Annotated in this window: 24 protein-coding genes; 12 read left to right on the top strand and 12 right to left on the bottom strand. The window is 53.1% G+C overall.

Annotated elements, in window-relative coordinates; translation table 11 throughout:
* Positions 1–45: 45 nt before the first annotated feature.
* From ACODS3_RS16775 to ACODS3_RS16815, 9 genes are all read right to left on the bottom strand, one after another.
* On the bottom strand, positions 46–1,044 hold the full coding sequence (locus tag ACODS3_RS16775; RefSeq protein WP_489035347.1) for an NAD-dependent epimerase/dehydratase family protein: 999 nt from the start codon (positions 1,042–1,044) through the stop codon (positions 46–48).
* The gene (locus tag ACODS3_RS16780) at positions 1,041–2,153 is read right to left on the bottom strand and encodes a MalY/PatB family protein (protein ID WP_201020521.1); all 1,113 of its coding nucleotides are present in this window, start codon (positions 2,151–2,153) and stop codon (positions 1,041–1,043) included. The genes ACODS3_RS16775 and ACODS3_RS16780 overlap by 4 nt, the downstream gene beginning before the upstream one ends.
* A complete protein-coding gene (locus ACODS3_RS16785; RefSeq protein WP_304575266.1) occupies positions 2,150–2,971 on the bottom strand; it encodes an NAD(P)-binding domain-containing protein in 822 nt (273 codons plus the stop codon). Before ACODS3_RS16785 ends, ACODS3_RS16780 begins: the two co-directional genes overlap by 4 nt.
* Positions 2,964–3,614 carry a hypothetical protein gene (locus ACODS3_RS16790; RefSeq protein ID WP_489035349.1) on the bottom strand — a complete coding sequence of 217 codons (651 nt, stop codon included), beginning with the start codon at positions 3,612–3,614 and terminating at the stop codon, positions 2,964–2,966. Before ACODS3_RS16790 ends, ACODS3_RS16785 begins: the two co-directional genes overlap by 8 nt.
* An 80-nt stretch (positions 3,615–3,694) precedes the next feature.
* Complete coding sequence (locus ACODS3_RS16795; RefSeq protein ID WP_489035351.1) at positions 3,695–4,828, bottom strand: MFS transporter; 1,134 nt, start codon at positions 4,826–4,828, stop codon at positions 3,695–3,697.
* Positions 4,829–4,912: 84 nt separating this feature from the next.
* Positions 4,913–5,434, bottom strand: a complete 522-nt coding sequence (locus ACODS3_RS16800; RefSeq protein WP_489035353.1) for a hypothetical protein — start codon at positions 5,432–5,434, stop codon at positions 4,913–4,915.
* Complete coding sequence (locus ACODS3_RS16805) at positions 5,435–6,220, bottom strand: hypothetical protein (RefSeq protein WP_304575262.1); 786 nt, start codon at positions 6,218–6,220, stop codon at positions 5,435–5,437.
* 102 nt (positions 6,221–6,322) lie between these two features.
* The gene (locus ACODS3_RS16810; RefSeq protein WP_304575261.1) at positions 6,323–7,621 is read right to left on the bottom strand and encodes an FAD-dependent oxidoreductase; all 1,299 of its coding nucleotides are present in this window, start codon (positions 7,619–7,621) and stop codon (positions 6,323–6,325) included.
* Positions 7,622–8,167: 546 nt separating this feature from the next.
* Positions 8,168–8,605, bottom strand: a complete 438-nt coding sequence (locus tag ACODS3_RS16815; protein WP_201020514.1) for a hypothetical protein — start codon at positions 8,603–8,605, stop codon at positions 8,168–8,170.
* Between the two features lie 692 nt (positions 8,606–9,297).
* Between ACODS3_RS16815 and ACODS3_RS16820 the strand changes: the two genes are divergently transcribed.
* The 3 genes from ACODS3_RS16820 to deoC all read left to right on the top strand — a co-directional run bounded on the left by ACODS3_RS16820 (position 9,298) and on the right by deoC (position 11,555).
* Positions 9,298–9,603 carry a c-type cytochrome gene (locus tag ACODS3_RS16820; protein WP_304575260.1) on the top strand — a complete coding sequence of 102 codons (306 nt, stop codon included), beginning with the start codon at positions 9,298–9,300 and terminating at the stop codon, positions 9,601–9,603.
* A gap of 178 nt (positions 9,604–9,781) precedes the next feature.
* Positions 9,782–10,657: a ChaN family lipoprotein gene (locus ACODS3_RS16825; RefSeq protein WP_489035356.1), complete on the top strand. Its 876-nt coding sequence runs from the start codon at positions 9,782–9,784 to the stop codon at positions 10,655–10,657.
* A gap of 118 nt (positions 10,658–10,775) precedes the next feature.
* Positions 10,776–11,555 (top strand): deoxyribose-phosphate aldolase, encoded by a 780-nt coding sequence (deoC, locus tag ACODS3_RS16830; RefSeq protein WP_489035358.1) that lies wholly within the window; start codon positions 10,776–10,778, stop codon positions 11,553–11,555.
* A gap of 304 nt (positions 11,556–11,859) precedes the next feature.
* Here the strand turns inward: deoC and ACODS3_RS16835 are convergent, their stop codons facing one another.
* The gene (locus ACODS3_RS16835; RefSeq protein WP_489035360.1) at positions 11,860–12,204 is read right to left on the bottom strand and encodes a pentapeptide repeat-containing protein; all 345 of its coding nucleotides are present in this window, start codon (positions 12,202–12,204) and stop codon (positions 11,860–11,862) included.
* A gap of 95 nt (positions 12,205–12,299) precedes the next feature.
* Positions 12,300–13,835 (bottom strand): bifunctional aminoglycoside phosphotransferase/ATP-binding protein, encoded by a 1,536-nt coding sequence (locus tag ACODS3_RS16840; protein ID WP_201020510.1) that lies wholly within the window; start codon positions 13,833–13,835, stop codon positions 12,300–12,302.
* A gap of 130 nt (positions 13,836–13,965) precedes the next feature.
* Here ACODS3_RS16840 and mrcB point away from each other — a divergent pair, with 130 nt between their 5' ends.
* From mrcB to ACODS3_RS16855, 3 genes are read left to right on the top strand one after another with little or no spacing between them, the layout of a single operon-like run.
* Positions 13,966–16,290, top strand: coding sequence for a penicillin-binding protein 1B (gene mrcB, locus ACODS3_RS16845; RefSeq protein WP_201020509.1), 2,325 nt, complete (start codon positions 13,966–13,968; stop codon positions 16,288–16,290).
* A 16-nt stretch (positions 16,291–16,306) separates the two neighbouring features.
* Positions 16,307–17,035: a tetratricopeptide repeat protein gene (locus ACODS3_RS16850; protein ID WP_201020508.1), complete on the top strand. Its 729-nt coding sequence runs from the start codon at positions 16,307–16,309 to the stop codon at positions 17,033–17,035.
* On the top strand, positions 17,035–17,361 hold the full coding sequence (locus ACODS3_RS16855) for a YqcC family protein (RefSeq protein ID WP_201020507.1): 327 nt from the start codon (positions 17,035–17,037) through the stop codon (positions 17,359–17,361). The genes ACODS3_RS16850 and ACODS3_RS16855 overlap by 1 nt, the downstream gene beginning before the upstream one ends.
* Here ACODS3_RS16855 and ACODS3_RS16860 read toward each other — a convergent pair.
* Positions 17,358–17,777, bottom strand: a complete 420-nt coding sequence (locus ACODS3_RS16860; protein ID WP_304575255.1) for a DUF4124 domain-containing protein — start codon at positions 17,775–17,777, stop codon at positions 17,358–17,360. The two genes, ACODS3_RS16855 and ACODS3_RS16860, sit on opposite strands and share 4 nt — an antisense overlap.
* Positions 17,778–18,177: 400 nt before the next feature.
* On the opposite strand from ACODS3_RS16860, the gene ACODS3_RS16865 reads away from it, so the two are divergent.
* The 6 genes from ACODS3_RS16865 (at position 18,178) to msrQ (ending at position 24,166) form a co-directional block, all read left to right on the top strand.
* Positions 18,178–19,902 carry an acetolactate synthase 3 large subunit gene (locus ACODS3_RS16865; RefSeq protein WP_201020505.1) on the top strand — a complete coding sequence of 575 codons (1,725 nt, stop codon included), beginning with the start codon at positions 18,178–18,180 and terminating at the stop codon, positions 19,900–19,902.
* Between the two features lie 2 nt (positions 19,903–19,904).
* Complete coding sequence (ilvN, locus tag ACODS3_RS16870; protein WP_025258538.1) at positions 19,905–20,396, top strand: acetolactate synthase small subunit; 492 nt, start codon at positions 19,905–19,907, stop codon at positions 20,394–20,396.
* A 53-nt stretch (positions 20,397–20,449) separates the two neighbouring features.
* Positions 20,450–21,466, top strand: a complete 1,017-nt coding sequence (gene ilvC / locus ACODS3_RS16875; protein ID WP_200994731.1) for a ketol-acid reductoisomerase — start codon at positions 20,450–20,452, stop codon at positions 21,464–21,466.
* 145 nt (positions 21,467–21,611) lie between these two features.
* The gene (pssA, locus tag ACODS3_RS16880; RefSeq protein ID WP_201005457.1) at positions 21,612–22,469 is read left to right on the top strand and encodes a CDP-diacylglycerol--serine O-phosphatidyltransferase; all 858 of its coding nucleotides are present in this window, start codon (positions 21,612–21,614) and stop codon (positions 22,467–22,469) included.
* 63 nt (positions 22,470–22,532) lie between these two features.
* Positions 22,533–23,546: a protein-methionine-sulfoxide reductase catalytic subunit MsrP gene (gene msrP / locus ACODS3_RS16885; protein ID WP_201020504.1), complete on the top strand. Its 1,014-nt coding sequence runs from the start codon at positions 22,533–22,535 to the stop codon at positions 23,544–23,546.
* Entirely contained in the window at positions 23,546–24,166 is a 621-nt protein-coding gene (gene msrQ / locus ACODS3_RS16890) for a protein-methionine-sulfoxide reductase heme-binding subunit MsrQ (RefSeq protein WP_489035365.1), read from the top strand. The genes msrP and msrQ overlap by 1 nt, the downstream gene beginning before the upstream one ends.
* Positions 24,167–24,419 lie beyond the last annotated feature (253 nt).

Here is a 24,419-nt window from a genome sequence, read left to right on the forward strand (position 1 = left end):
AGCACTCTTGTGGAGTACTCGTAATGAGAAATGATCTATCAGCCACTAAACGGATGACAGTTTAGACTCCCAGCGGATGGAGTTGAGAATAGATGTTTCGAGAATGGTAGAAGGGCTCCAGCCAAGCAGTTCGCGCGCTAGCTTGCTGGATGCATAGCCACCAATGATATCTCCTGAACGACGACCAACCAGTTCCACGATCAGGTCGGATGTCGTAGCTTTTGTGAAAACAGAGACAAACTCTTTGACTGTGACACCTTGCTCCGAGCCCAGGTTTATGATGGGAAGACCAAAGGTATTGAGTGGAACAGACAAGTTATCTTTGCCAAATACTTCGGCTGCCAGAACGTGCGCGTCCGCAAGGTCGCGTACGTCCACGAAGTCTCTAATGGTCGAGCCATCACGAGTATCCCAGTCGACACCATTGAGCTGAAACGGCTTATTGAGGGTTGCACATTGGATCAGCGAGTTCAAAAGGCTGCTCTTGTTGCTCCCCCGGAAACCCGTTCTTAGTTCTTTGTCGCTTCCAATCGGGTTGAAATACCTGAAGATGACGAACTGAAAGTCTCTTGCTCTCGCAATGTCACTGAGAGCGAGTTCCAGGAAGTATTTGGACCGGGCATAAGGGCTGGTTGGGTTGGGGGGTGCATTTTCATCGAAGCTATAAGCAACTTCTGAGTTGTACAACGAAGCCGTACCGCTGAGTATCAGCTTTTTAACACCGAGGTCAATCAAGTGATTAACCATGGCAACGGATTTCGAGAAGTTATTGGTGTAGTACAGTTCTGGTTCCAGGGTCGACTCGGACACATCAATCTTGGCCGCACAGTGAATAACCAATTGTATTTCAGGGTGCGCTTCAACGATGGCTGTCAGCAGCGCTTTGTCTGCAATGTCACCTTGATAGTAGTCAAAAGAGGTAAATGTCTCATGAGCCTGAGCAGGTTGTTCATCGAGAATGATCGGGTGATAGCCGGCATCAGCCAACGCAAAGGCAATGGTATTGCCAATATATCCAGCGCCGCCAGTAACAAGAATTTTCATTTAGAACTTCCAAACAAACTTAACATTGTGTTGGTTGCATTTTTTAGTTGATCTGTCGGGCAGGAGAAATTTAATCTTATCCAGCCGGGGGACCCAAACTCATGGCCGTCCGATACTGCAATGCCCCTGTGTAAAAGCTTCTCGAAAATGTTGTCACCTGCTTCTCTAGCATCAATCCACGCGAGATATGTCGCATCTGAAGGGCTATACCGTAGCGATGTGTGCAGCAAATCGTTGCGCAGTATAGCTTGGTTTTCCTTCAGGTGCACGACAAGCTTGTCAAGCCATTTTGCACAATGAAGATAAGCGTGCTCTAGCGCCACGAGTCCCAATGCGTTGATTCCCGTAGAGTAAAACTCTTTAGTCGATATAAACTTTTCCCGAAGTGACCGCGACGGAATCACTGCATAGGCTACGGATATACCCGCCAGATTGAACGTTTTACTGGGGGATAAGATTGTTATGGATCTATTCTCCAGGCCCTTTACTGAGCCCGCCGGGATATGGTAGCGCTCCCCGAGAATGAAATCTGCATGAGCTTCGTCGGAAATGATGACCGTGTCCAGATCCTGAATGCAGTTAGCCATGGCTTCTAATTGTTCCCGGCTGGACACGATTCCGGTCGGATTCGTAGGGTTACATAAAACCACTGCTGATGGTCGGGCACGTTTTATCTCAAGAAAATCGTTAGCGTAAAATGGCGTGCCTGCCATGGCTGGATTTATGATCCTGGATTCAACGTCGAAACCACTGCTTAGATTCAGCAGCTTGCTGTAATTAGGCCGTTGAAAGAAAAGAGGGCCTTTCTCGCAGACACTTTTAACGCCGGTCCTTACACCAGACATGGTATTTGGGACGATAACAATCCACTCACGATCAATATCCCACTGGTAACGGGTTTTGCACCAGTGTTGAATGGCGTCGTATAAAGTATCCGGTGTGTTGGGGTAGGAAAAGTGCCCTTCTGCAACTCTATCCTTTATTGCGGATAGTACAGGCTCAGGTGTTGCAAAAGACATGTCGGCGACCCAGTGCGGCTGGGCTTCCGGGTATTTGGCAAGTGCTAAAGTGTGCTTCGCCTGACGATGGATAACACGTAATTCATTCATCTGAAAAGCTCGCACATTGAAGTGAAATCCAGATCGTTGTAGTGCTGGGCTCCGTCTTTCTCCAGTAGGGAAAGTAAGTGTTTGGATAAGTCCAGGTTGTAATCTCTGAATTCATCCAAGGCGTATCGTATATCTTTTGTTGCGTATTTTAGTTTGCAGTGAACATCGTCATACTGTTGAGACAGGCTTTGATGAAGTTTCTGTCTGGCGATGGTATTCATCCAGAATCCTTCATGGGAGGTGAGGATTTCGGATATTAACTCCGCTTGGGGCAAAGAGCGCATGATTTGAAGCATTTGCCCCATCAGGCCAAGAGAGGTGAGCCCCCAGAGGTTATAAAATAATTTGAACTGTGTCGGGGTGCCGATATTCTGGAAGTTGTATATTTTTGAAGAAGTGCTTTTAAGAAAGACATCGTGTTCGGGTGACGCAATGTCCGAGGCTGCAAAGTAAATAAGGCTTCCATTTAAGGCGCCTGTTTTACTGCCCGTAAAAGGGGCTTCGATAAAGGTAAAGTGTTCACGACAGAAGTCGGCATTTATGTTTTTAATCGTTTCACATGTCAGTGTGGATATTTCAATAAATACGGTCTTGTGTGCCTTGCTAGCCACCGCTGAAATTAAAATATCGTCCCATACTGTTTTTGCAGTTTCTGCATCAGGCAGGCAGGAGACGACGTAGTCATACAGTGAAAGGTCGCAGGTGTTTAAATTCCCCTCTTCCCTGTGGTGATGACTGACCTTCCACGCGCAGCTGTCCAGATGTTTGCCCAGCGATGTCGTGATGATTCCTTTTCCGATAAAGAGGACTTTAGACATAGCTGGCACCCAGCACGGTGAAGGAGTCGGAAATCATCCCGACTTTGTAGGGGCTCAGTGGCGTAATTCCGCACTGCTCGAGAAATGGAAAATCCACAGCCAGGGATGTGCATTTTGAAATGGGTGAGGCGATGTGATCTGTAATGTCGATCACCGATAGCCCTTTGGCTTCAAAGTCAGGGGTCCGATAGTGTCGATAGGTCAGATGCGGGAGGAGGGATATCTCTTCGATTTCCGAGGGGGACATATCGAATTGAATGAAATTGTCGACCCCTTCCATATGGAAATGACTGAGTGAATTACCAAATTTAACCTCCCCGATGTGTTTTGCATATCCGAGAAAGGCACCTCTTGTAATAGAGTGGGGGGCATCAACAATGGCCAGTATCGGGTAATAGTACAGCACAGAGTCTAGCTCAATCATCACTTTCATAATGACTTCATGGCTGACGATGAAATCGTTGTCGCTATAACAGGTTGAGTGCATTTTTGAAATCGTCAAGAGCATTCTTTGACTGATCGTTGCTTCCTTCGGTAAAAAAGAAAGGGCGTCGGAAATTTTAAGAGATAGACGTTCATGGCAAAAGGCTGCGTCAAATTGGATGTGTAGGTTTTCACACTTGAACTTCCATGGCGCTATCATTTAAAGAGTCCTTGTTGTAGTTGAATCAATGCGGGAATTAATGTTTTTAGGGGCGAGGGCTAATCATTCGTGTCATGATTTTAGCGGGAAGGCCTCAGGTGCTTGAGGCATGGCAGAAAAAGTAGTGCGGTGGCGCTGCATGTTAGAAATACCAGCTCTATACCGCCGGATTTATATAGAAGAGGCCCCAGCAGATACCCGGTAGTCATTCCCGTAAATGTATATAGACCACGTATGCCGTTGAGCCTGGCTGTCAAACCATGAGGGATCTTGCGTTGAAACTGGTTGTGAGATCTTAAAAACATGATTTGAAAGGAAAAGCCGATCAGGAATGAGAGTGTGCTGATAAGCAATTTCGACTCTGCCAGGATGAAAGCAAGCTCTGAAAGTGCGATGATTGTAATGAGGATGCTGTATCGTTTGAAACGCTCGCCAAAAAAACGCTCAAACAGTATGTTGGCTATAATAAGGCCGACCATTTGCGACAATATGATATGCGCATAAAGTCGGTCTGGTTGATCTGAAATGCTTTTGCAGTATATAAGTAGAGTGCTGATGAATAAGCCGGAAAGTAGCATTCCAATAAATATGAAGTTGTTTGCGAAACCCAGTTCTCTGGATTCGTCCCGGTCGGGGGGGGCTGATTTTGAGGTTTTTGAGATCAAGGACGTGGATGTGGACGACGTGCAGGCGCTAAAAACGATGCAGATCGATAGCATGACAATGGCGAAACTCAGATAGTTGCCGGGAGCAATAAGGGTCAGGCACAGGGGGGCAATGGCCATGGCAACTGTTATTGAAAGTTGCATACGGGTATGGGCGCGCGAGAGTTCGCTTTTAATAACTTCGCTATTTATTACTGAGAGACGACGAAGGTTTATAATGCGAAGCGCTGCGCCGATGCAGAACATCAGGAAACACCCCCATCCCAGCGCTCGGGTATAGCCAAACATGAAAAAGGACAAGACCGCTACAGCGCCAAGAAAGCCCATAAGCCCCAGGAAATATCTTCTGTTATAGGCATCGACATAAGGAGCAATGACGACGCTTGTAAAGACAGTCGATGCCGCCATTGCACTGAGAAATAATGACATCTCAATGCTGCTCAACCCCAGGTGATCGACAATCAGAGGAATGGATGCTTGGGTAAAACGTTCCGTGAGGGAAATGCCAAAGCACAGTAATATAATGACGTGGTTTTTTAAGGTATTCATCACTAGGCTCCTTTGACCAGGTACTGGTATCGCCCAGGTGAAAAGGCGTTTTATAAAAATTGTGCTTTGGGAGGGGCACATGTTTTATGATGAGGTGTTTCTCATTCGGTATAAACACCACACCATTGTGGGGTTGAATTGAGCTTTGATACAGGCACGGTCAGACTCTTCATTTGTGAGGCAAGTGCTTGCGATCACTGCGGATGCTTTTCCTTGGGCAAATAACTGGTAGGCCTCCACCTTCGATCTGGTGTAGTTGACATGTTCGTATCTTTCTAGCTCAGGTACCAATGATGATGTCGAGGGGTGAATGGCGATTGAATGATAGGATTTATGGAGTAGAACCATTGGCATTGTTTTTTCAAACCAGACCTTTTCAAGTTCAATCGTCCCAATATTTTCAAAGTGGAAGTCCACCCAGGAGAATGGCTTGCCGTCGCGGTTTTCTCTGAAGCCTGCGGGCACTAAAAGTTTTGTGCCATGAGTTTTTGCATGTTCAACCGCTGCGTGGAAAGTGTCATGTAATGACACACGGGCTCCAAGCTGTTCAGCTTGCTTGTGTGAATCGGTTCCGACTGGACCCAATGTGGCGATTGTCTCACACATTTAGGCTGCCCTTATAAATAGAGCGTCTGATCTTTTCAGCTTGTTGTTTTCTAAAAACACGGCCTCGATGATGTGCGCTGAGCACGTTTCCTTGTCGGATAAATAGAGTTTCGTCGACGTCAGAACACTGGCTGCCTTGACTATCAGTGGGCACTGTATTACCAGTTTTTCCAAGTGCTCCGCTGCACGCTGCAGTGGCTCATCTGGTAATTCTCTATTGATGATGCTGTGGACAAGCACTTCGTCAACGTTCGTAAAGTTATGTTGCTTCACTTCACTTTCATAAATGAAGCTTCTTTTATCTGAATGGTCCGCCAGGTAAAGCAGTTTCAAACAGGTTATCGCGACCTTGCTGTACAGTCGTCTTTTCAAGGCGGGTGTCGAATGGCGTAAGTTTGAGGTGTAGTAAGCCAGCGGTTGGAGTTGATAGGCTATGAATTCTGCCGCGTTTACGTCGTCGAAAAGTGGTTGTGATAAATGAAGGTCGTTGATTATAAGTGAGTCAAATGCAATGGACAGGACGGCATTCGATGGATGATTTAAAGCCTCCGAACTCATTAAAATTAGCGACGTGGACTCGCTGCATTTTTCTTTGCATGACAATGCCGCTGCAATATCGCTGGGGGCCAGGATGCAAAGTATGTCTGTATCAGAATTGTAATCATAGGGGCTTGAGTTGCTGCGTAACTCGCCTCTCGCAGTTGACCCCGTTAATGCCAGTGTGTAAGGAATTCTGGACTCCTTTAAGCTGTCGACAAAACTCTTGATTTCAACCAGGTTGTACATGTATTGATTTCCCTATTCTTCAATATCCTCGCAAGAAAACTCGGTTTTAAGGCAAGGGTATTTTTTAAAGATTTCCACTCTTCAAGGCTGGTCCGTTGAGTGTCAGCCAAAGGCCCCGGTTACCATATTGTTGAACATGGTGTAGGCGGATTGCACCTCGCTGATGTATTGATCTGCTGGCGCATCAAGCGGTGTTATGTTTGAGGAAATTGTTTCAATCTTGTTCGTTTCCGGATTTTGTCGGTAGTTGACGGCCACTGAAATTGCGTAGTTGGTTTCGCAGACGCTGAAGCAGACATTCATGTATTCGGGGTGCATCAGCGGTCGGTTATTGAATATCGAATAGATCGCCAGAGCACAGACTCTTGCCTGGCAAGTTGCTGCGAACGCAGATTTCGGCAGGCTTGGGGCCTCAGCAGCATCACCAATCACATGGATGCCAGGAATCTTCAGCGATTCAAGTGTTTGCGTATTTACCGGGCACCATCCGTGATCACCGGTCAACCCGTTAGCGGCGGTGAAGAGGTCAGCCTTCTGCCGGGGAATAATATTGATCACGTCGCCTTTGAATGTACCTGCCGCGCAGATCAGCTCGCGCGTATCTGCTCTCAGTTCAGTTACCGTGCCTCCTTGTTTTGCACCGATCCACTGGATGTAACTCTTGTCGGTTCCATAACCATAAAGCCGTGTCCATGCCAGTTCGAATTGAGCCTGTTTGGGAAAACGCTCTTTGGAGTCCAGAAAAATCAGCTTTGAATTTGGCTTGTGTTGCTTAAGATATTCTGCGATCAGGCTGACTCGCTCGTAGGGGCCGGGAGGGCACCTGTACTCTGTATTGGGGGCAGACATAAGGATGGTGCCGCCATCTGGCATTTCATGCAGTTGCTTTTTTAAGAGCGTCATCTGCTTTCCGCCTTGCCAGGCATGTGGAAATGCTTCAGTGAGCTCTTGGCTATAACCCTTGATATGCTCGAAATCGAAACTGATACCTGCGGCGACAACGCACCGATCATAGGGATAGCTCGAGCTACGGGTTTCTACCCGTTTTTTCTCGGTGTCGATGTTGACCGCACGGTCATACACCATATTGATTCCTTCAGAGGCGAGCTTTTTGTAGTTAAAAGTTAATGTGCTCTCATCTCGTTTGTCGACCAGGTATTCCGCACTCAGTGGCCCGCTGCGATATTCAGGGTTTGCTTCGATTAAGGTGATATTTACCTTTGGATCAAGGCGTCGCAGTGTGCGTGCAAATGTGGCACCTGCAAATCCGCCTCCGATGACCACAACGTTAAACTCCTTGGCATAAGCGGCGTTTATCGCAGGCCCTGCCACCGCGTCCAGCGCTGCAAGCCCGGCGCCCGTTGCTAGCCATTTAAGAAGCGTTCTACGTTCGTCAATCATCCTGCTTTTCCGTTATTCGAGTTTCAAATGATTAATTGAAATCAAAGGCTCTGTTTGTATGCCTATTTATCAAATGATCTTGATGCAGTGGCTCATGTCGTTGAGTGTGACAACTCAGTGTTTTCCACCTGCGTCGGGTGATGCCTTTAGAGGCTACTCCGTTCGAGCCAGTCGAAACGCTGCATGGAGAGGTTCCATGGCTGGATCCTTTGACGCCTGCCCTGTGCAGCAGGTTAAACGTCGAATGAGGACGGGATAATCATAATGGTGATCACCACGTACTTTGGTGTCGAATGGCCCAGCTGTTTTTAATTCTGAAGCTCATTGGCTTATGCAATGCATACACAGGTTGTCTCATGCGCTGAGGAGCAATCCAGAGAATGAGGATTCATATTGCTTTTTAGCGCTATGCTTGCACAGGCATTAATCGGAGGAAAATCAAAACGTACCCAACAGGGTCGAGTACTGTTTCTCATGCAGAGCCTCCAGACTAATGCGTGCGTCTCTGTTAAATAGAAGCCTCTCATTCATCAGAGGCTTTATATTTTAGTTGGGGACGTCAGCAAAGTAGGACTGTGAGTTCTGGAGGTATATCTTCGGTATATTGAGGTCGCCGTACTTTTCAGAGTGCTTGCCTACATAGGCCCCTCTGTTTTCGCGAGGGCCGAAGGCTTTGTAGGTTTCCTCAAAACGTGCTTTGTCCGAGAAGATGGTAATATGAATTAACGGCTCCCCTAACTTTGTAGGAATCACGTTGATGGATTCCGTCCCTTTCTTTTGAGCATGGGAGTGGGCTTTGAAGTTGGCGGTTTGCTCTTTTACAAACGACTCCAGGAACTCTTTCTCCATTCCTTTGGGTGGGTTGAAAAGTATGACCACGGCTTTTCGGTCTTCTGTTTTTTGTGCGGCTTCATCCGCCAGGGCCGAGACGCTATTGAATCCAATAGAGAGTGACAGCAATGACAGCAGAATGGTCTTTTTCATGGAGGTCCCTGTTATTTCCTTGGGCGTCTGATCAGGTTTGGTTTATCACGTGTTGCTTGGCCCGAGAGGGAGGGCTCACGAGCTATTTATTTTTATTTGGCTTGATTGTATGTGTTTTGCTATTTTCAAGTTGTACTTGTAAATGGCAGGTCTGTATATTTTTTGTGTTGGCGGTCGGGCTGATTGGTAATGTTGGGCCATTATTAGTCAGGTGCGATTTAAAGTAAAGTGCCGCCTATGGCCATTTGTCGACTGTTATATCTTTCGCGTTTTCTGTCGACAAGTCAGCAAGTGTAACAAAATGTGTTTATATGTCGAGTCCAATGTAGTGGTGTACGGAAGAGGAAAAGCACTGTGGAATTTCAGACTTTCCGCCGCTTCATTTTTTGAATAGTAAATGCTGTGCTTCTTTGGTTTTTTGCGTTTAGCTGCGTCCTTGACGCAGCGTGTTTTCCCGAGATACGATTAAGGAAAAATCGTTACCGTGCAGTCATTAGCCCAAAAAATCACTACCCAATGAAATGCTTCGTCATTGCCAGAACAGCGTAAATATCACTAAAGGTGCTATTTATGTGTTCCGAGAAGCTGTCGAGGTCTCTGCCGGCGTGCCTCTTCGTTTGTTCAAACAGCGTGCCGCATGGCTTGGTTTCTGTGGCGTGCGGGTTGTTAAAAAAATATAAGGATATGGTTTGATGAGGGGTCTTGTTGGTCTTGTTGCGGTGCCATTTTTTTTTATGTCCAGCCTCGCTTTTGCTGAAAGTGATGTGGCTGGTGTGATGGCAACTAATGGTTGTGTGAATTGTCACGGGTTCGAGGGGCGAGGTACCAGGGATGGCAATATTCCCGCTTTGGCAGGGCGCCCAAAAGAGTTTCTTGTCACCGTGATGGAGGGGTATAAGAAAGGTACTTTACAGGGGACGGTAATGAATCGCGTCCTGAAGGACTTTGATGAGCAGAAAATAGAGTTTCTGGCAAACTACTTTAGTTCGATAAAATGACTTTCGAATCGTTGTGATTGCATCTTAATAAAACTTAATCCAGGCCTGTTGCTCAAGACGGCTGCATGCCTTTTCATGAAATGCCCTGCGCGGGGTGACCGTTTGCTCTATATTAGGGCTGGTGTTGCTTACCTGAGCGTGGCAACACTGTCTCGGGTATCTACCTGATCACGGCATCATGGATCTCTGTGCTTGCCAAGCGCCGCTCTTGTTGCCGAATATGCCGTCCTCGCAGAGCCCGGACGGGCATGAGCATTTGGATTTAGGCATGATTCGTGACAACAGGAGTGGGCAGTTGCTGACCGCGCAGCAGCTCGCTCAGCGTCTGGCAATTGCTCCGCGTATTCTGGTTGGCGAGCAACACGACAACCCCGATCACCATGCATTACAGCTATGGCTTATGCAGGTACTGGCTGCCCGACGCCCGCAAGGCAGTCTGTTGCTTGAGATGCTGACCCCCGATCAGCAGGCCAGGGTCAGTGCGGTTCAGGCCGATCTGGCTGAGGAAAAATACCCGGCCGATCTGCCAACTGCGTTGCATTGGCAAAAGGCCTGGGACTGGTCGCTGTATGGTCCGCTCATGCGTTATGTGTTGGCTCAGCCTTATCCGGTGCTGTCCGCCAATCTCGATGCCCATGAGGTCATGTCGATTTACAGGCAACTCCCTGAATCAAGCGGTACTCGCTCTACGGCTCCAGCAGTGCGTGAGCGGTTATTGGCGCAGATTCGTGATGCTCATTGCGGTCGGCTGCCCGAAGAGCAACTGCCAGCGATGCTGGCGGTCCAGCAGCAGCGTGATCGACGAATGGCCCAGAGCCTGCTGGCCGCTCCAGTCCCGGCTGTGCTGTTTGCCGGTGCCTGGCATGTGCGCAAGGATGTGGGAGTGCCTTTGCATCTGGCGGATCTGGGTGTTACCGAGCCTGTGGCTGTGCTGCTTCTGGCGCAGGAGGGAGAAGAGGTCGAACCGCAGAGTGCCGATTACGTCTGGTACACAGCAGCGATTCCTGGCAAGGATTACTGCGCTCAGTTTCGTCAGCGATCACCAGATACTTGATCTCGCCGACTCAGGCTTTTCTCTTCTTTTGGTAGTCCTTTTCTCTGACTGAGCTGCGTCCATCTCAGGCGAAGGCCACTCGTATATCGTCCTGCTCATATTTTTCGGAGCGGGACGTATGAAAGAAATGACCGCAGATGATGAGCGACTGGCTCTCCAGATTTTGAGCCTGCTTGATCTGTTCGCCTTTAGCAGTGATGACACCGAGCAGCGGATTGTCAGTATGTGTCAGCGCGCAGTGACACCTTTGGGAGCGGTGGCGGCTGTGTGCGTGTCCCCGCGTTTTGTCTGTCTGGCGCGCACTACGCTTGATCGTCTGTTTGCCCCGAAGGTCCGGGTGGTGGCGCTTGTGAATTTTCCCTACGGTGGCCCTGGCATTGAGCCTGTTCTGGCCGAGGTGCGTGCAGCTGTGATGTCGGGAGCTGACGAGATCGATGTCGTCTATCCGTTTCACGCCCTCTTGTCCGGCGACCAACAAACCGGCATGGATATGATTACGGCCTGCAAGGCCGAGTGCGGCAGCCGCGTGGTGCTGACCGTTACCCTGGAAACCGGTGGGTTGCGCGACCCGCAAATCATTCTTCACGCTTGTCGCAGCTCGATTCTGTTCGGCGCCGATTTCCTCAAGACCGGAACCGGTAAAGGTGTGGTCAGTACAACGCCGCAAGCCGCACGCATCATGCTTGAGTCGATTGCCGAGGTAGGCGGGCAGGTTGGCCTCAAGGTTGCGGGAGGAGTCCGTACCTTCAACGATGCAAGAGGCTTCATGGACATGGCGCGTTCCCGTTTCGGACCGCACTGGCTCAATGTCGACAGGCTGCGTCTGGGGGCTTCGAGCCTGCTGGATGACTTGCTGGTGAGGTTGGGTGTGCAGGAGCCCGACATCAATAGACCCTGAAAAACAGGCAAAAAAAGACCCGGCAAAAAGCCGGGTCAAAAACCGTGATTAGCCTGATGAGGAGATAATCCTGAAAGTCCGAACCAAGGTCTTTCAGGCTATCGGCCAGTCTCGCGACCGGTTGTGATAATCATAACGATTCTCATTTCTAAGTCAACAGTTCTTTTTTCGCACGTCAATGCCGCACCGAATCCGACAGGAACGAACTCATTCGCGAAGAAGGTATGAAGAGAAAGACATCAAAAAAATCAACGCAACACAAAGCCCGCATGCATTGCGCACGCAGGCTTGATGGATGTGTTGCTTAGCGCGTGTTGTAGCGCATCCGGGTCCCGAAGGTCACCGACATCCGGATCTCATCCGCCGACAGTTCTGGCGGGAAGAACGCTCCCGAGATTTGTGCGTGCGCGATGCTTGCGCCTTCCATCGGGGTGTGGCGCAGGTCCAGGCCGCGAAGGTCGGCAGAGCGGAAGTAGGCGTCAGTAAAGTCGATGCCTGTTGGATCAAGAGCGCGCAAGTCCAGGCCCCTGAAATCCCCACCGACCATATCGATCGTGCCTGTTTTGGGCTTCTCTTGATTGAAGCCTTCGACATCATCTCTACGTAACAGCATGTAAAGCGGCGAATCGAGCTGCTTGGGCTGGCTCATGGGTGCCTCTGGGGTTCGTTGGAATTATGGCGCCATTATATCGCCATCATTGTCGGGCCGTGAAGCACTAGCTGCCAAACGGCTCAACGTTCATTTCACAGTCCTGGCAGGCGCTGGCGAAGGTTTTCGACAAGCTCATCCAGGTCGCTGCTTTTATGGGTCTCAACGTGCTTGCTACGCAGGCGTTCGTCCGCTGTTAGTGGCTCGCGACTTGCCTGTTGAGCTTCGATGACCTCCAGAGTGGCGTCCGAAGGATCGTTATTCTGTTCCTGGCGCTGCTTGAGCCAGCTGGCAATGACGGCCTGTGGCGCTTCACAATCAAGAATCAGAAAAGGCACACCTGTTGTTTCGGCAGCTTTGGCCGCAGCATTACGTTGTTCTTGCTTGAGGTAAGTCGCATCGATGACTACCGAGAAGCCAGCACGCAGAATGGTTTCGGCCAGTTCGTGCAGGCGGTCATAGGTAGCCTTGCTGGCTTCAGCGTTGTAAAGCTCGGAGCTCTCTGAGAAAAGGCGTTTGCGCTCGACATCCGAGCGCAGGCGAATGGCGCCCAGCGACTCGACCAGACGCATCGCCACATGGCTTTTACCCACGGCAGAGACACCATGGGTAATGGCCAGGAAGCTGGAGGGGATAGCGCTGTAGCTCTCGGCCAGATTGGCGTAGTTGCGATAGCGGCGCAGTGTGGCAGCCCGCTGTACACCGTCGGCGTCTGCCGGCTGGCTGAACAGTGCGACCTTGGCGCGAACCAGAGCGCGATAGGCTTTATAGAAGTTGAGCAGTTCCAGGCCCTGATAGTCGCCGGTCTGTTCCAGGTATTGGCTGATGAGACGGCGCGACAGGGATTTCAGGCCGCGGTCTTCAAGGTCCATGGCCAGGAAGCCGATGTCTGCGTAGACGTCGGTCATGCGGAAGGGCTCATTGAATTCGATGCAGTCGAAAATCACTACCTTGCCGTCGATCACCGTAGCGTTGCCCAGGTGAATGTCACCATGGCACTCGCGGATGAAGCCGTCTGCCTTGCGCTGGGCAAGCAGGGGCTTGAGGCGCTCGAAACTGGATTCGGCCCAGGCTTGCAGGGAATCAAGTTGTAACAGGTCGGCCTTTTCACTGAGGAGCGGGCGAATCTGCTCGAAGTTCTGCACGACCGGTGCCATGACGCTGTCAGGAGAGCCCAGCTCATTCTCGGTGGTGACTGTCGGCACACTGAGGTGGGCGTCGGCAATCTGCTTGGCCAGCTCGTCGATGTGCCCGACCGTCAGCTCGCCATTGGCTTGTAGGGAACTGAGCAAACCTTCCTGCGAGAACTGACGCATCTTGAGGGCGTATTCGAGGACTTCACCGCTGCCACCCAGTTGTGGCGCTTCTGCCGGGCCGGTGACCGGGATGACTTCCAGGTAGAGGCCTTCGGTCAGGCGCTGATTGAGGCGCAGTTCTTCATTACAGAAGTGTTCACGAGCGGCGAGGGTGGTGAAATCCAGAAAGCCGAAATTGACCGGCTTCTTGAATTTGTAGGCATAGGTGCCGGTGAGCAGAACCCATGAAATGTGTGTCTCGATGACCCGGAAGTTCTCTACCGGATGGGGGAAGAGGGCGGGATTCTGCAGGGCTGCAATCAATGACTGGCTCACGGGCGATCCTTCAAGAGTTGATTCAGAATGTAAGTGCTCATGGCCGCCATTATGGCCGCTTGGCGCGAGGCTGCAAACCGCTTGCTCGGGCGTCTGTCGGTCGTTGGCAAAGTGCGTATAATCCGCGGCCATGACTCGATCTCGCACTTCTCGTACTTCCAAAAAACCAGCACCCCGTGGCCTTCCCAAGTGGTTGGGCTGGGTGCTGAAGCTCAGTATCGTCGGCTTTGTGGCGCTGGCTTGCGTTGCCGTTTACCTGGACGCCGTGGTCCAGGAGAAGTTTTCCGGCAAGCGCTGGACCATTCCGGCCAAGGTCTACGCACGCCCTCTGGAGCTGTTCGTAGGCCAGAAACTGAGCCGTGATGACTTCCTCATAGAGCTCGACGCTCTGGGCTATCGCCGCGAAAGCGTGGCCAACGGCCCGGGCGCGGCAGCGGTCAATGGCAATACGGTCGATCTCAACACTCGTGGTTTTCAATTCTACGAAGGCACTGATCCTGCGCAGCAGGTCCGCGTGCGTTTTTCCGGCGACTATGTGGCGGACCTGACCTCTGGCAGCAGTGGTGCAAAACTGGCGGTGGCCCGTCTCGAACCGCTGATGATCGGCGGCCTGTATCCGAAAAATCTGGAAGACCGGATCCTGATCAAGCTCGATCAGGCACCTCCGTATCTGCTCGATGCCCTGGTTGCAGTCGAGGATCGTGATTTCTACAGCCATATGGGTGTATCGCCCAAATCCATTGCCCGTGCTGTCTGGGTCAATACCTCGCAGGGGCAGATGCGTCAGGGCGGCAGTACGCTGACCCAGCAGTTGGTCAAGAACTTCTACCTGACCAACGAGCGCAGCCTCACGCGCAAGCTGACCGAAGCCATGATGTCGGTGTTGCTGGAGCTGCATTACAGCAAGCAGGAAATTCTTGAGGCTTACCTCAATGAGGTGTTCGTCGGTCAGGATGGCCAGCGTGCGGTGCATGGTTTCGGTCTGGCCAGCCAGTATTTCTTCAGCCAGCCTCTGTCTGAACTGAAGATTCATCAGGTGGCATTGCTGGTAGGGCTGGTCAAAGGGCCTTCCTATTACAACCCTCGTCGCAACCCTGAGCGGGCGCTGGAGCGTCGCAATCTGGTTCTCGACCTGCTGGAGCAGCAGGGCGTTGCAACGGCGCAAGTCGTCGAGGCGGCCAAGAAAATGCCTTTGGGTGTGACCAAGACCGGCAGCCTTGCAGACAGCTCGTTCCCGGCGTTCCTGGATCTGGTCAAGCGTCAGTTGCGTGAAGACTATCGCGACGAAGACTTGACCGAAGAGGGGCTGCGGATTTTCACCAGTTTCGATCCGATCCTGCAGATGAAATCCCAGGCGGCCATGGACGATACGTTCAAGCGGCTGGCCGGGCGCAAAGGCTCGGACGAAGTGGAAGCGGCCATGGTCGTGACCAATCCCGAGACCGGCGAAGTGCAGGCTTTGCTGGGCAGTCGTCAGGCCGGGTTTGCTGGCTTCAACCGCGCCATCGATGCCGTGCGGCCGATTGGCTCTCTGGTCAAGCCGGCAATCTATCTTACTGCGCTTGAGCGCCCGAGCCAGTACACCCTGACCAGTTGGGTGGCCGACGAGCCGTTTCAGGTCAAGGGTGCGGATGGCCAGATCTGGAAGCCGCAGAATTACGATCGCAAGGCGCACGGAAACATTTTCCTGTACCAAGGCCTGGCGCATTCCTACAACCTGTCGACGGCCAAGCTGGGGCTTGAGCTGGGTGTGCCCAACGTCTTCAAGACCCTTGCCAAGCTGGGCGTGACACGCGAGTGGCCGGCTTATCCGTCCATGTTGCTGGGGGCTGGCGGCTTGAGTCCGATGGAAGTTGCCACCATGTATCAGACGATTGCCAGCGGGGGCTTCAATACCCCAATGCGCGGTATTCGTAGCGTGTTGACTGCCGAGGGTGAGCCGCTCAAGCGCTATCCGTTCCAGATCGAGCAGCGCTTCGATCCGGGTTCCATCTATCTGGTGCAGAACGCAATGCAGCGAGTGATGCGCGAGGGCACTGCCAAGTCGGTCTACAGCGTATTGCCATCGACCTTGAATCTGGCGGGCAAGACCGGCACCAGTAACGATTCGCGCGACAGTTGGTTCGCAGGTTTCAGTCAGGATCTGCTGGCAGTGGTGTGGATGGGCCGTGACGATAACGGCAAGACGCCGTTCACCGGAGCCAGTGGCGCCTTGCAGGTCTGGACCAGTTTCATGCGCAAGGCCGACCCGCTGCCGCTGGACATGGCAACGCCGGATAACGTGGTCCAGGCGTGGGTCAATGCGCAGACTGGTCAAGGGTCGGATGCCAACTGCCCGAATGCCGTGCAGATGCCGTATATTCGCGGCAGTGAACCTCAGCCCGGTGCAACATGTAGCGGTAGCCCGGCACCCGCCACTGAAGTGCTGGATTGGGTCAAGGGTTGGTTGAATTAAGCAATGAGGGTGTGACGTGAATAAATGGTTGATTCCGGCTGTAACGACCCTGGCGTTGCTCAGTGGTTGTTCCAGCGTGCAGCGTGGCTCGATCCCGGTCGTGGATTCGGGCTCAAAGGTTTCTAACAGTGAGCGTGTTTCGGCTTCGCGCAATACAGCGTATCGGGCCAATACCGTTCAGGCTCCTCAAGCGCAGGCCGTGCCACAGGATTCCGGTGTGGTCGTGATGGTTCCAGGTGGCGGTGCTGGTGCGGGCCAGACTTTTTCTGCGCCTGCGGCCTCGTCATCGTTCAGCATCGATACGCCGCCGGTCAATCAGCAGCCGATCAATTCGGCTCCGGTGAGCAACTACAGCATGCCGGCAGCCTCGGCGCCGAGCGGTATTCCTTCCAGTTCGTCCGGCCTGTCGGCTGACGAACAGCTTGATGGACCGGTATTGGCGCTGCTGACCACCGCTCAGCAGCAGCAAGGCAGCGGCGACCTCAATGGCGCATCGTCGAGTCTTGAGCGTGCCCAGCGTGTAGCTCCGCGTGAGCCGCAAGTGCTTTATCGTCTGGCCCAGGTCCGTCTGGCTCAGGGCGATGCCGCTCAGGCTGAGCAACTGGCTCGTCGTGGCCTGACTTATGCCAATGGCCGTGCAAGCCTTCAGGGAAGCCTTTGGGAATTGATCGCCCAGTCTCGTGAAAAACAGGGTGATTCGGCTGGCGCTGCACTGGCTCGTCAAAAAGCCCGGACCAATTTCTGATGGACCAGCGTCTGCCTGAAGTAGCCGAACAACTGCTGCTGATCGAACGTGAGTTGAGGGTGCTGGGTTGGTGGAGTGACACACCTCCCAGCGAAGAAGCGCTTTCCAGTACCGAGCCGTTCAGTGTCGATACCCTGGAGTTCGAGCAGTGGCTGCAATGGATTTTCCTGCCCCGCATGAAAATCATTCTGGAGAGGGATCTTCCATTGCCCAACTCGTCGGGGATTCTGGAGATGGCCGAGATGGTCTACGCCAGTCGCCAGGGTGAAGCCCGTAAGCTGCAGGAACTACTGGCTCAGTTCGACCGGTTGATCAGTCAGTCTTAACGGCAGTATTCAGCGATAGTCCTTTCCGTTTCGGCAACGCGCGCCTTGCGTTGATCATCCGTAAGGCGCTTTGTCCCACCTTCTGTCTGCTCGCGCACTCGCGGATTGTTCTGCAGTTGCGCGAGGTTGTTGCGCAGGACTTCGCAGTTGTCAGCCATTCTGGCTTCCTGAGCCCTTACCTGTTTCTTGACCCTGGCATCGATCTCCTGCTGTTGAGGGTCTGCCTGGCTGGCTGTTGGCGCGGCAGTAGTGGGTGGTGGCTTTTGCACATTGATTTCTTCTACCTGCTGGCCTGCCGGTGGCTGTGCATCGAAATGCGTGACCCCTTGGGCGTCGACCCATTTGTAGATTGGGGCGGCCTGGCTGGTGCTGCTGATCGCCATTGATAGTGCTGCCGCGAGAATCATCCAGCGCATGGTACTTCCTTGAAAATTCTGTGCGTCGCAAAACTACCATATACAACGGTCTTGAGTCCGAATCTGTCCCCCTTATCGGGTGCTGCCCGGAAGAAAGCTCACGGATTGCTTGACTTGAGGGGGGCGAATCACAACAATTCAAAGTTCGCTGTAGAAGGACTGCCAGAAGCAGACCGTCTCGGTAGATCATGAGGCGCACACCCGCGCCGACCTGTAACACCCGCAACGCGTTACCTCGCGCTGGGTGGGAATGTCCCGCAACACTCAGGGACATCCCAATACTTGCTCAGTCAGTGCTGACGTAGTCGGCGACCACCGTCGCTCATGCTCTGCTTGGCAGTAAACCTAATAAGACCCGTTCCGGAGTGAACGGTATTCTGGCGTTTTAGAGGTGAACAACGTGGAGCTTTTATCTGGCGCTGAAATGGTCGTCCGCTTCCTGCGTGACGAAGGCGTTAAGTACATTTACGGGTACCCGGGTGGCGCCCTTCTGCATGTCTACGACGCACTGTTCAAAGAACCGGCTGTGAACCATATCCTTGTTCGTCATGAACAGGCGGCTACGCACATGGCTGACGGTTACGCTCGTGCGACCGGCAAGGCTGGTGTGGTTCTGGTGACATCCGGTCCGGGTGCGACCAACGCCATCACCGGTATCGCCACTGCCTACATGGACTCCATTCCAATGGTGGTGTTGTCCGGTCAGGTTGCCAGCACGCTGGTCGGTACCGATGCGTTCCAGGAGACCGACATGATCGGTATCTCCCGTCCAATCGTGAAGCACAGCTTCATGATCAAGCATCCTTCGGAAATTCCGGAAGTCCTGAAGAAGGCCTTCTACCTGGCGCAGTCCGGTCGTCCGGGTCCTGTGGTCGTCGATATTCCGAAAGACATGACCAACCCGGCCGAGAAATACGAATACGTATTCCCGAAAAAAGCCAAGCTGCGCTCCTACAGCCCGGCCGTTCGCGGTCATTCGGGTCAGATCCGCAAGGCAGTTGAAATGCTGCTGGCTGCCAAGCGTCCTATCATCTATGCCGGTGGCGGCGTGGTCATGGGCAACGGTTCCGAGCCTTTGACCGAACTGGCCAGACAGCTCAACGCTCCTGTCACCAACACCTTGATGGGGCTTGGCAGCTATCCGGGCACCGACCGTCAGTTCGTCGGCATGCTGGGTATGCACGGCAGCTACACCGCCAACCTGGCCATGCACCATACCGATGTGATCCTGGCCGTGGGCGCACGCTTCGATGACCGCGTCATCAATGGCGCGAGCAAGTTCAGCCCGAACGCCAAGATCATCCACATCGATATCGACCCGGCTTCGATCTCCAAGACCATCAAGGCCGATGTGCCTATCGTTGGGCCGGTTGAGAGCGTGTTGACCGAAATGGTCGCGACCCTCAAGGATATCGGCGAGACCCCGAACAAGGAGTCCGTTGCTGCCTGGTGGAAGCAGATCGATGAATGGCGCGCCGGTGGCGACCTGTTCCCTTACAACCGTGGCGATGGCAGTGTCATCAAGCCGCAGACGGTCATCGAAACACTGTGCGAAGTGACCAAGGGCGAGGCTTACGTTTCCTCCGACGTGGGTCAGCACCAGATGTTCGCGGCTCAGTACTACCGCTTCAACAAGCCTAATCGCTGGATCAACTCCGGTGGTCTGGGCACCATGGGCTTCGGTTTCCCGGCGGCCATGGGCGTCAAACTGAGCTTCCCGGACGCAGATGTTGCGTGTGTGACCGGCGAAGGCAGCATCCAGATGAACATCCAGGAGCTGTCGACCTGTCTGCAATACGGTCTTCCCGTGAAGATCATCCTGCTCAACAACGGCGTGCTTGGTATGGTCCGTCAGTGGCAGGACATGAGCTACGGCGCTCGTCACTCCCATTCCTACATGGAGTCGTTGCCTGACTTCGTGAAGCTGGTCGAAGCTTATGGCCATGTCGGCATTCGGGTCACCGATCTGAAAGACCTGAAGCCGAAAATGGAAGAAGCCTTTGCCATGAAGGATCGCCTGGTGTTCCTCGACATCCAGGTCGATGTGACCGAGCACGTCTACCCGATGCAAATCAAGGACGGCTCCATGCGCGATATGTGGTTGAGCAAGACGGAGCGTACATAATCATGCGGCACATCATTTCCCTTTTGCTGGAAAACGAACCGGGTGCATTGTCTCGTGTCGTCGGCCTCTTTTCGCAGCGCAACTACAACATCGAAAGCCTGACTGTGGCGCCAACCGAAGATCCGACCCTGTCGCGTCTGACGCTGACTACCGTCGGGCACGATGAAGTGATCGAGCAGATCACCAAGAACCTCAACAAGCTGGTCGAAGTGGTCAAGCTGGTCGATCTGTCCGAGAGCGCTCACATCGAGCGTGAACTGATGCTGGTCAAGGTCAAGGCCACCGGCGCCCAGCGCGCCGAGATCAAACGCACGACGGATATCTTCCGTGGGCAGATCGTTGACGTGACGGCCAGCGTCTACACCGTGCAGTTGAGCGGTACAAGCGACAAACTGGACAGCTTCATTCAGGCCATCGGCACCGCCGCTATCCTGGAAACAGTACGCAGTGGCGTGACGGGCATTGCCCGTGGCGACAAAGTGCTGAGCATTTAATTAACTCAATTAGCAAATGGCCTGAAGGCCTAGATAGATAACAGGGGAATTCCATGAAAGTTTTTTACGACAAAGACTGTGACCTTTCGATCATCCAGGGCAAAAAAGTCGCCATCATCGGTTACGGTTCCCAGGGCCACGCTCAAGCGTGCAACCTGAAAGACTCCGGTGTTGACGTCACTGTTGGCCTGCGCAAAGGTTCGGCTACTGTCGCCAAAGCTGAAGCTCATGGCCTGAAAGTAACTGACGTTGCTTCTGCCGTTGCTGCTGCCGATCTGGTCATGATCCTGACCCCGGATGAATTCCAGGCTCAGCTGTACAAGAATGAAGTCGAGCCGAACCTGAAGAAGGGCGCAACCCTGGCTTTTTCCCACGGCTTCGCGATTCACTACAACCAGGTCGTGCCACGCGCTGACCTGGACGTGATCATGATCGCGCCAAAGGCTCCAGGCCATACCGTACGTACCGAGTTCGTCAAAGGCGGCGGCATCCCTGACCTGATCGCTGTTTACCAGGACGCTTCGGGCAACGCCAAGAACGTCGCTCTGTCCTACGCTTCGGGCGTTGGTGGCGGCCGTACCGGCATCATCGAAACCACGTTCAAGGACGAAACCGAAACCGACCTGTTCGGCGAACAAGCCGTTCTGTGCGGTGGTACCGTTGAACTGGTCAAGGCTGGCTTCGAGACTCTGGTAGAAGCTGGCTACGCTCCGGAAATGGCTTACTTCGAGTGCCTGCACGAACTGAAGCTGATCGTTGACCTCATGTACGAAGGCGGTATCGCCAACATGAACTACTCGATCTCCAACAACGCCGAATACGGCGAGTACGTGACCGGTCCGGAAGTCATCAACGCTGAATCCCGTCAGGCCATGCGCAACGCTCTGAAGCGCATCCAGGATGGCGAATACGCGAAGATGTTCATCAGCGAAGGCGCTACCGGCTACCCATCGATGACCGCCAAGCGTCGTAACAACGCTGCTCACGGTATCGAAATCATCGGCGAGCAACTGCGTTCCATGATGCCTTGGATCGCGGCGAACAAAATCGTCGACAAGAACAAGAACTAAGTTCTTCCGTTCTGAAAGGACGCGGCCAATCGGCCGCGTTTTTTCGTTATGGGATCAGTGTCTGGTATAAAGCTGCATCGTTTGTCGACGAACCCTCGTCGCAGACACCCGTCGAATCTTTTCAAACCGCTGCAAGGTAATGTCCATGAGCGAACGTCCTGAAGAGCCAAACAAGGCCTCTGACGCCGAAAGTCTGCTACCTATCGATGAACATGTTGAAGAAGGGCACGACGCCGAAGGGCGCAAGGTCCGTCATCGCGGGATCTATCTCCTGCCTAACCTGTTCACCACTGCGAACCTGTTTGCAGGTTTTTACTCGATCATCAGTTCCATGAGTGCCCAGAGCGCCTTGAGTGCGGGTGATTCGGCTGCGGCGAGCAAGTACTTCGCTTTCGCCGCCATCGCCATCTTTGTCGCGATGGTCCTCGATGGTCTCGATGGTCGTGTGGCGCGCATGACCAATACTCAGAGCGCTTTTGGCGCCGAATATGACTCGTTGTCGGATATGGTCGCCTTTGGCGTTGCGCCGGCACTGCTGGCATTCGGCTGGGCGCTGGGCGATATGGGCAAGGTCGGCTGGATGGTCGCCTTCATCTATGTGGCCGGCGCAGCGTTGCGACTCGCCCGTTTCAACACCCAGGTGGGCAAGGCGGACAAGCGCTACTTCATCGGTCTCGCCAGCCCGGCTGCTGCGGGCGTGGTTGCCGGTACGGTCTGGGCTTTCAGTGACTTCGGAATCCAGGGGTCGAAGCTGTCTTTCCTGGTGGCCTTGCTGGTCGCTGCGGCGGGCATGTTGATGGTCAGTAATATCAAGTACAACAGCTTCAAGGAGCTGGACTTGAGAGGCCGAGTGCCGTTCGTTGCGATTCTGGTGGTTGTATTGGTGTTTGCAGTGGTGTTCAGCGACCCACCGCGCATTTTGCTGCTGATATTCCTCGGTTATGCGCTATCCGGCCCGGTTCAATACCTGTTACATCTTCGTCGCCACAAGTCCGCCGACTGATCGGATATCCCTCATACTTCGTAGACTATAGGTGCATAAGCTCACCAGGTTTACGGAGTTGCCATGCTGATCAAGTTGCCTTCGACGTCCGACTCCAAAGAGTCGGACGTTACGCCTGAAAAAATCTATCTCTCACGTCGCGCGCTACTGGCCAGCTCACTTGCTGGTCTGGCGGTTACGGCTATGCCGCGTCTGGCGAGTGCGCAGGATCCATCGCGATACGCCGATGTCGAGGCCGGGAAAGCGCCTGCCTGGTTTTCCGAAAAGCTGCCAGGCACGCAATGGCAGGCCGTCAACGTCAAGGATGAGGCGATCACGCCCTTCAAGGATGCGACCCATTACAACAACTTCTATGAGTTTGGAACCGACAAGGGTGATCCTGCTCGCAATGCGGCGTCACTGAAGACTGAGCCGTGGAGTGTGGTCATTGATGGTGAGGTCGCCAGGCCGGGGCGCTATGCCCTGGAAGACTTCATGAAACCCTACCAGTTGGAGGAGAGGATCTACCGGCTTCGCTGTGTAGAGGCGTGGTCGATGGTCATCCCCTGGATCGGTTTCCCTATCTCGGCATTGCTCAAACAGGTGGAGCCTACTTCCAAGGCCAGATACATCCGTTTTGAAACGCTTCAGGATCCTCAATCCATGCCGGGGCAACGCTCCGATTTTGCATTGATCGACTGGCCTTATGTAGAAGGGCTGCGCCTGGATGAAGCCATGAATCCGCTGGCCATTCTTGCGGTCGGCATGTACGGGCGGGAGTTGCCTAACCAGAATGGCGCGCCGTTGCGATTGGTCGTGCCCTGGAAGTACGGTTTCAAAAGCGTGAAATCCATCGTGCGCATCAGTCTGGTCAGTGAGCAACCGAAGACCACCTGGCAAAGCATCGCTGCCAATGAATATGGTTTCTATGCCAACGTAAACCCTGAGGTCGATCACCCGCGCTGGACCCAGGCCCGTGAGCGTCGGCTGCCGAGCGGGTTGTTCAGCCCCAATGTTCGTCAGACCGAGATGTTCAACGGGTATGCCGAAGAGGTTGCTTCTTTATATGCCGGCATGGATCTGAGGAAGGACTATTGATGCGATATCCGTTTTGGCGTGTTGGGGTTTTTCTGGCTGCCTGCGTTGCTCCTGTCCTCTGGCTGTATCAGGCCTGGATCTTTGCCCTGGGGCCGGACCCGGGCAAGGTTCTGGTTGATCGCCTTGGATTGGGAACGCTGATCCTGTTGCTGATTACTCTGGCGATGACGCCTTTGCAGCGAGTGACGGGCTGGGCAGGGTGGATTGCAGTGCGCAGGCAGTTGGGGTTGTGGTGTTTTGCCTATGTCATCTTGCACATGACGATGTATGCACTGTTTATCCTCGGGCTGGATTGGGGGCAGTTGGGGGTAGAGCTGGTCAAGCGGCCTTACATCATTGTCGGCAGCCTGGGCTTTCTCGGGTTGTTGGCTCTGGCCGTGACGTCCAATCGCTATAGTCAGCGGCGGTTGGGGATGCGCTGGAAGAAACTGCACCGGCTTGTTTATGTGATTCTGGGGCTGGGGTTGTTGCATATGCTCTGGATCGTCAGGGCTGATCTCAAGGAATGGGCTTTATATGCTTCGATTGGTTCGGTGTTGTTAATCCTGAGAGTCCCAATGATTGCGAAGCGAATTCCCCGGTTCGGCACCCGGAAAGCAGCGGGTTCGATAAAAAGCTGAAATTAAGTGTTGACGGGCGATTTAATGTCTCTATAATTCGCCCCACTTCCGGCGCAGACGGAGCTGAAAAAGCCTTGTAGATCAATAGTTTACAAGTGTTTATCAGGTTCTGGAGTGGCTTTGGAAGTGCTTCGGTCGCAGCCTGATCGATAGCGGTTCGAGAAAGAGTTTGACACTGCCTCCGGGTGCTGTAGAATCCGCCTCCCGCTAACGAGCAACGCGAAGTTGATCGAAGCGCAAGTGGTTGAAGTTG

It is taken from the genome of Pseudomonas sp. FG43 (assembly GCF_057809175.1).

Coding starts and splice junctions, on each gene's coding strand:
- ACODS3_RS16775 (WP_489035347.1), bottom strand. CDS start 1,044: ATGAAAATTCTTGTTACTGGCGGCGCTGGATATATTGGCAATACCATT.
- ACODS3_RS16780 (WP_201020521.1), bottom strand. CDS start 2,153: ATGAATGAATTACGTGTTATCCATCGTCAGGCGAAGCACACTTTAGCA.
- ACODS3_RS16785 (WP_304575266.1), bottom strand. CDS start 2,971: ATGTCTAAAGTCCTCTTTATCGGAAAAGGAATCATCACGACATCGCTG.
- ACODS3_RS16790 (WP_489035349.1), bottom strand. CDS start 3,614: ATGATAGCGCCATGGAAGTTCAAGTGTGAAAACCTACACATCCAATTT.
- ACODS3_RS16795 (WP_489035351.1), bottom strand. CDS start 4,828: ATGAATACCTTAAAAAACCACGTCATTATATTACTGTGCTTTGGCATT.
- ACODS3_RS16800 (WP_489035353.1), bottom strand. CDS start 5,434: ATGTGTGAGACAATCGCCACATTGGGTCCAGTCGGAACCGATTCACAC.
- ACODS3_RS16805 (WP_304575262.1), bottom strand. CDS start 6,220: ATGTACAACCTGGTTGAAATCAAGAGTTTTGTCGACAGCTTAAAGGAG.
- ACODS3_RS16810 (WP_304575261.1), bottom strand. CDS start 7,621: ATGATTGACGAACGTAGAACGCTTCTTAAATGGCTAGCAACGGGCGCC.
- ACODS3_RS16815 (WP_201020514.1), bottom strand. CDS start 8,605: ATGAAAAAGACCATTCTGCTGTCATTGCTGTCACTCTCTATTGGATTC.
- ACODS3_RS16820 (WP_304575260.1), top strand. CDS start 9,298: ATGAGGGGTCTTGTTGGTCTTGTTGCGGTGCCATTTTTTTTTATGTCC.
- ACODS3_RS16825 (WP_489035356.1), top strand. CDS start 9,782: ATGGATCTCTGTGCTTGCCAAGCGCCGCTCTTGTTGCCGAATATGCCG.
- deoC (WP_489035358.1), top strand. CDS start 10,776: ATGAAAGAAATGACCGCAGATGATGAGCGACTGGCTCTCCAGATTTTG.
- ACODS3_RS16835 (WP_489035360.1), bottom strand. CDS start 12,204: ATGAGCCAGCCCAAGCAGCTCGATTCGCCGCTTTACATGCTGTTACGT.
- mrcB (WP_201020509.1), top strand. CDS start 13,966: ATGACTCGATCTCGCACTTCTCGTACTTCCAAAAAACCAGCACCCCGT.
- ACODS3_RS16855 (WP_201020507.1), top strand. CDS start 17,035: ATGGACCAGCGTCTGCCTGAAGTAGCCGAACAACTGCTGCTGATCGAA.
- ACODS3_RS16860 (WP_304575255.1), bottom strand. CDS start 17,777: ATGCGCTGGATGATTCTCGCGGCAGCACTATCAATGGCGATCAGCAGC.
- ilvN (WP_025258538.1), top strand. CDS start 19,905: ATGCGGCACATCATTTCCCTTTTGCTGGAAAACGAACCGGGTGCATTG.
- ilvC (WP_200994731.1), top strand. CDS start 20,450: ATGAAAGTTTTTTACGACAAAGACTGTGACCTTTCGATCATCCAGGGC.
- pssA (WP_201005457.1), top strand. CDS start 21,612: ATGAGCGAACGTCCTGAAGAGCCAAACAAGGCCTCTGACGCCGAAAGT.
- msrP (WP_201020504.1), top strand. CDS start 22,533: ATGCTGATCAAGTTGCCTTCGACGTCCGACTCCAAAGAGTCGGACGTT.
- msrQ (WP_489035365.1), top strand. CDS start 23,546: ATGCGATATCCGTTTTGGCGTGTTGGGGTTTTTCTGGCTGCCTGCGTT.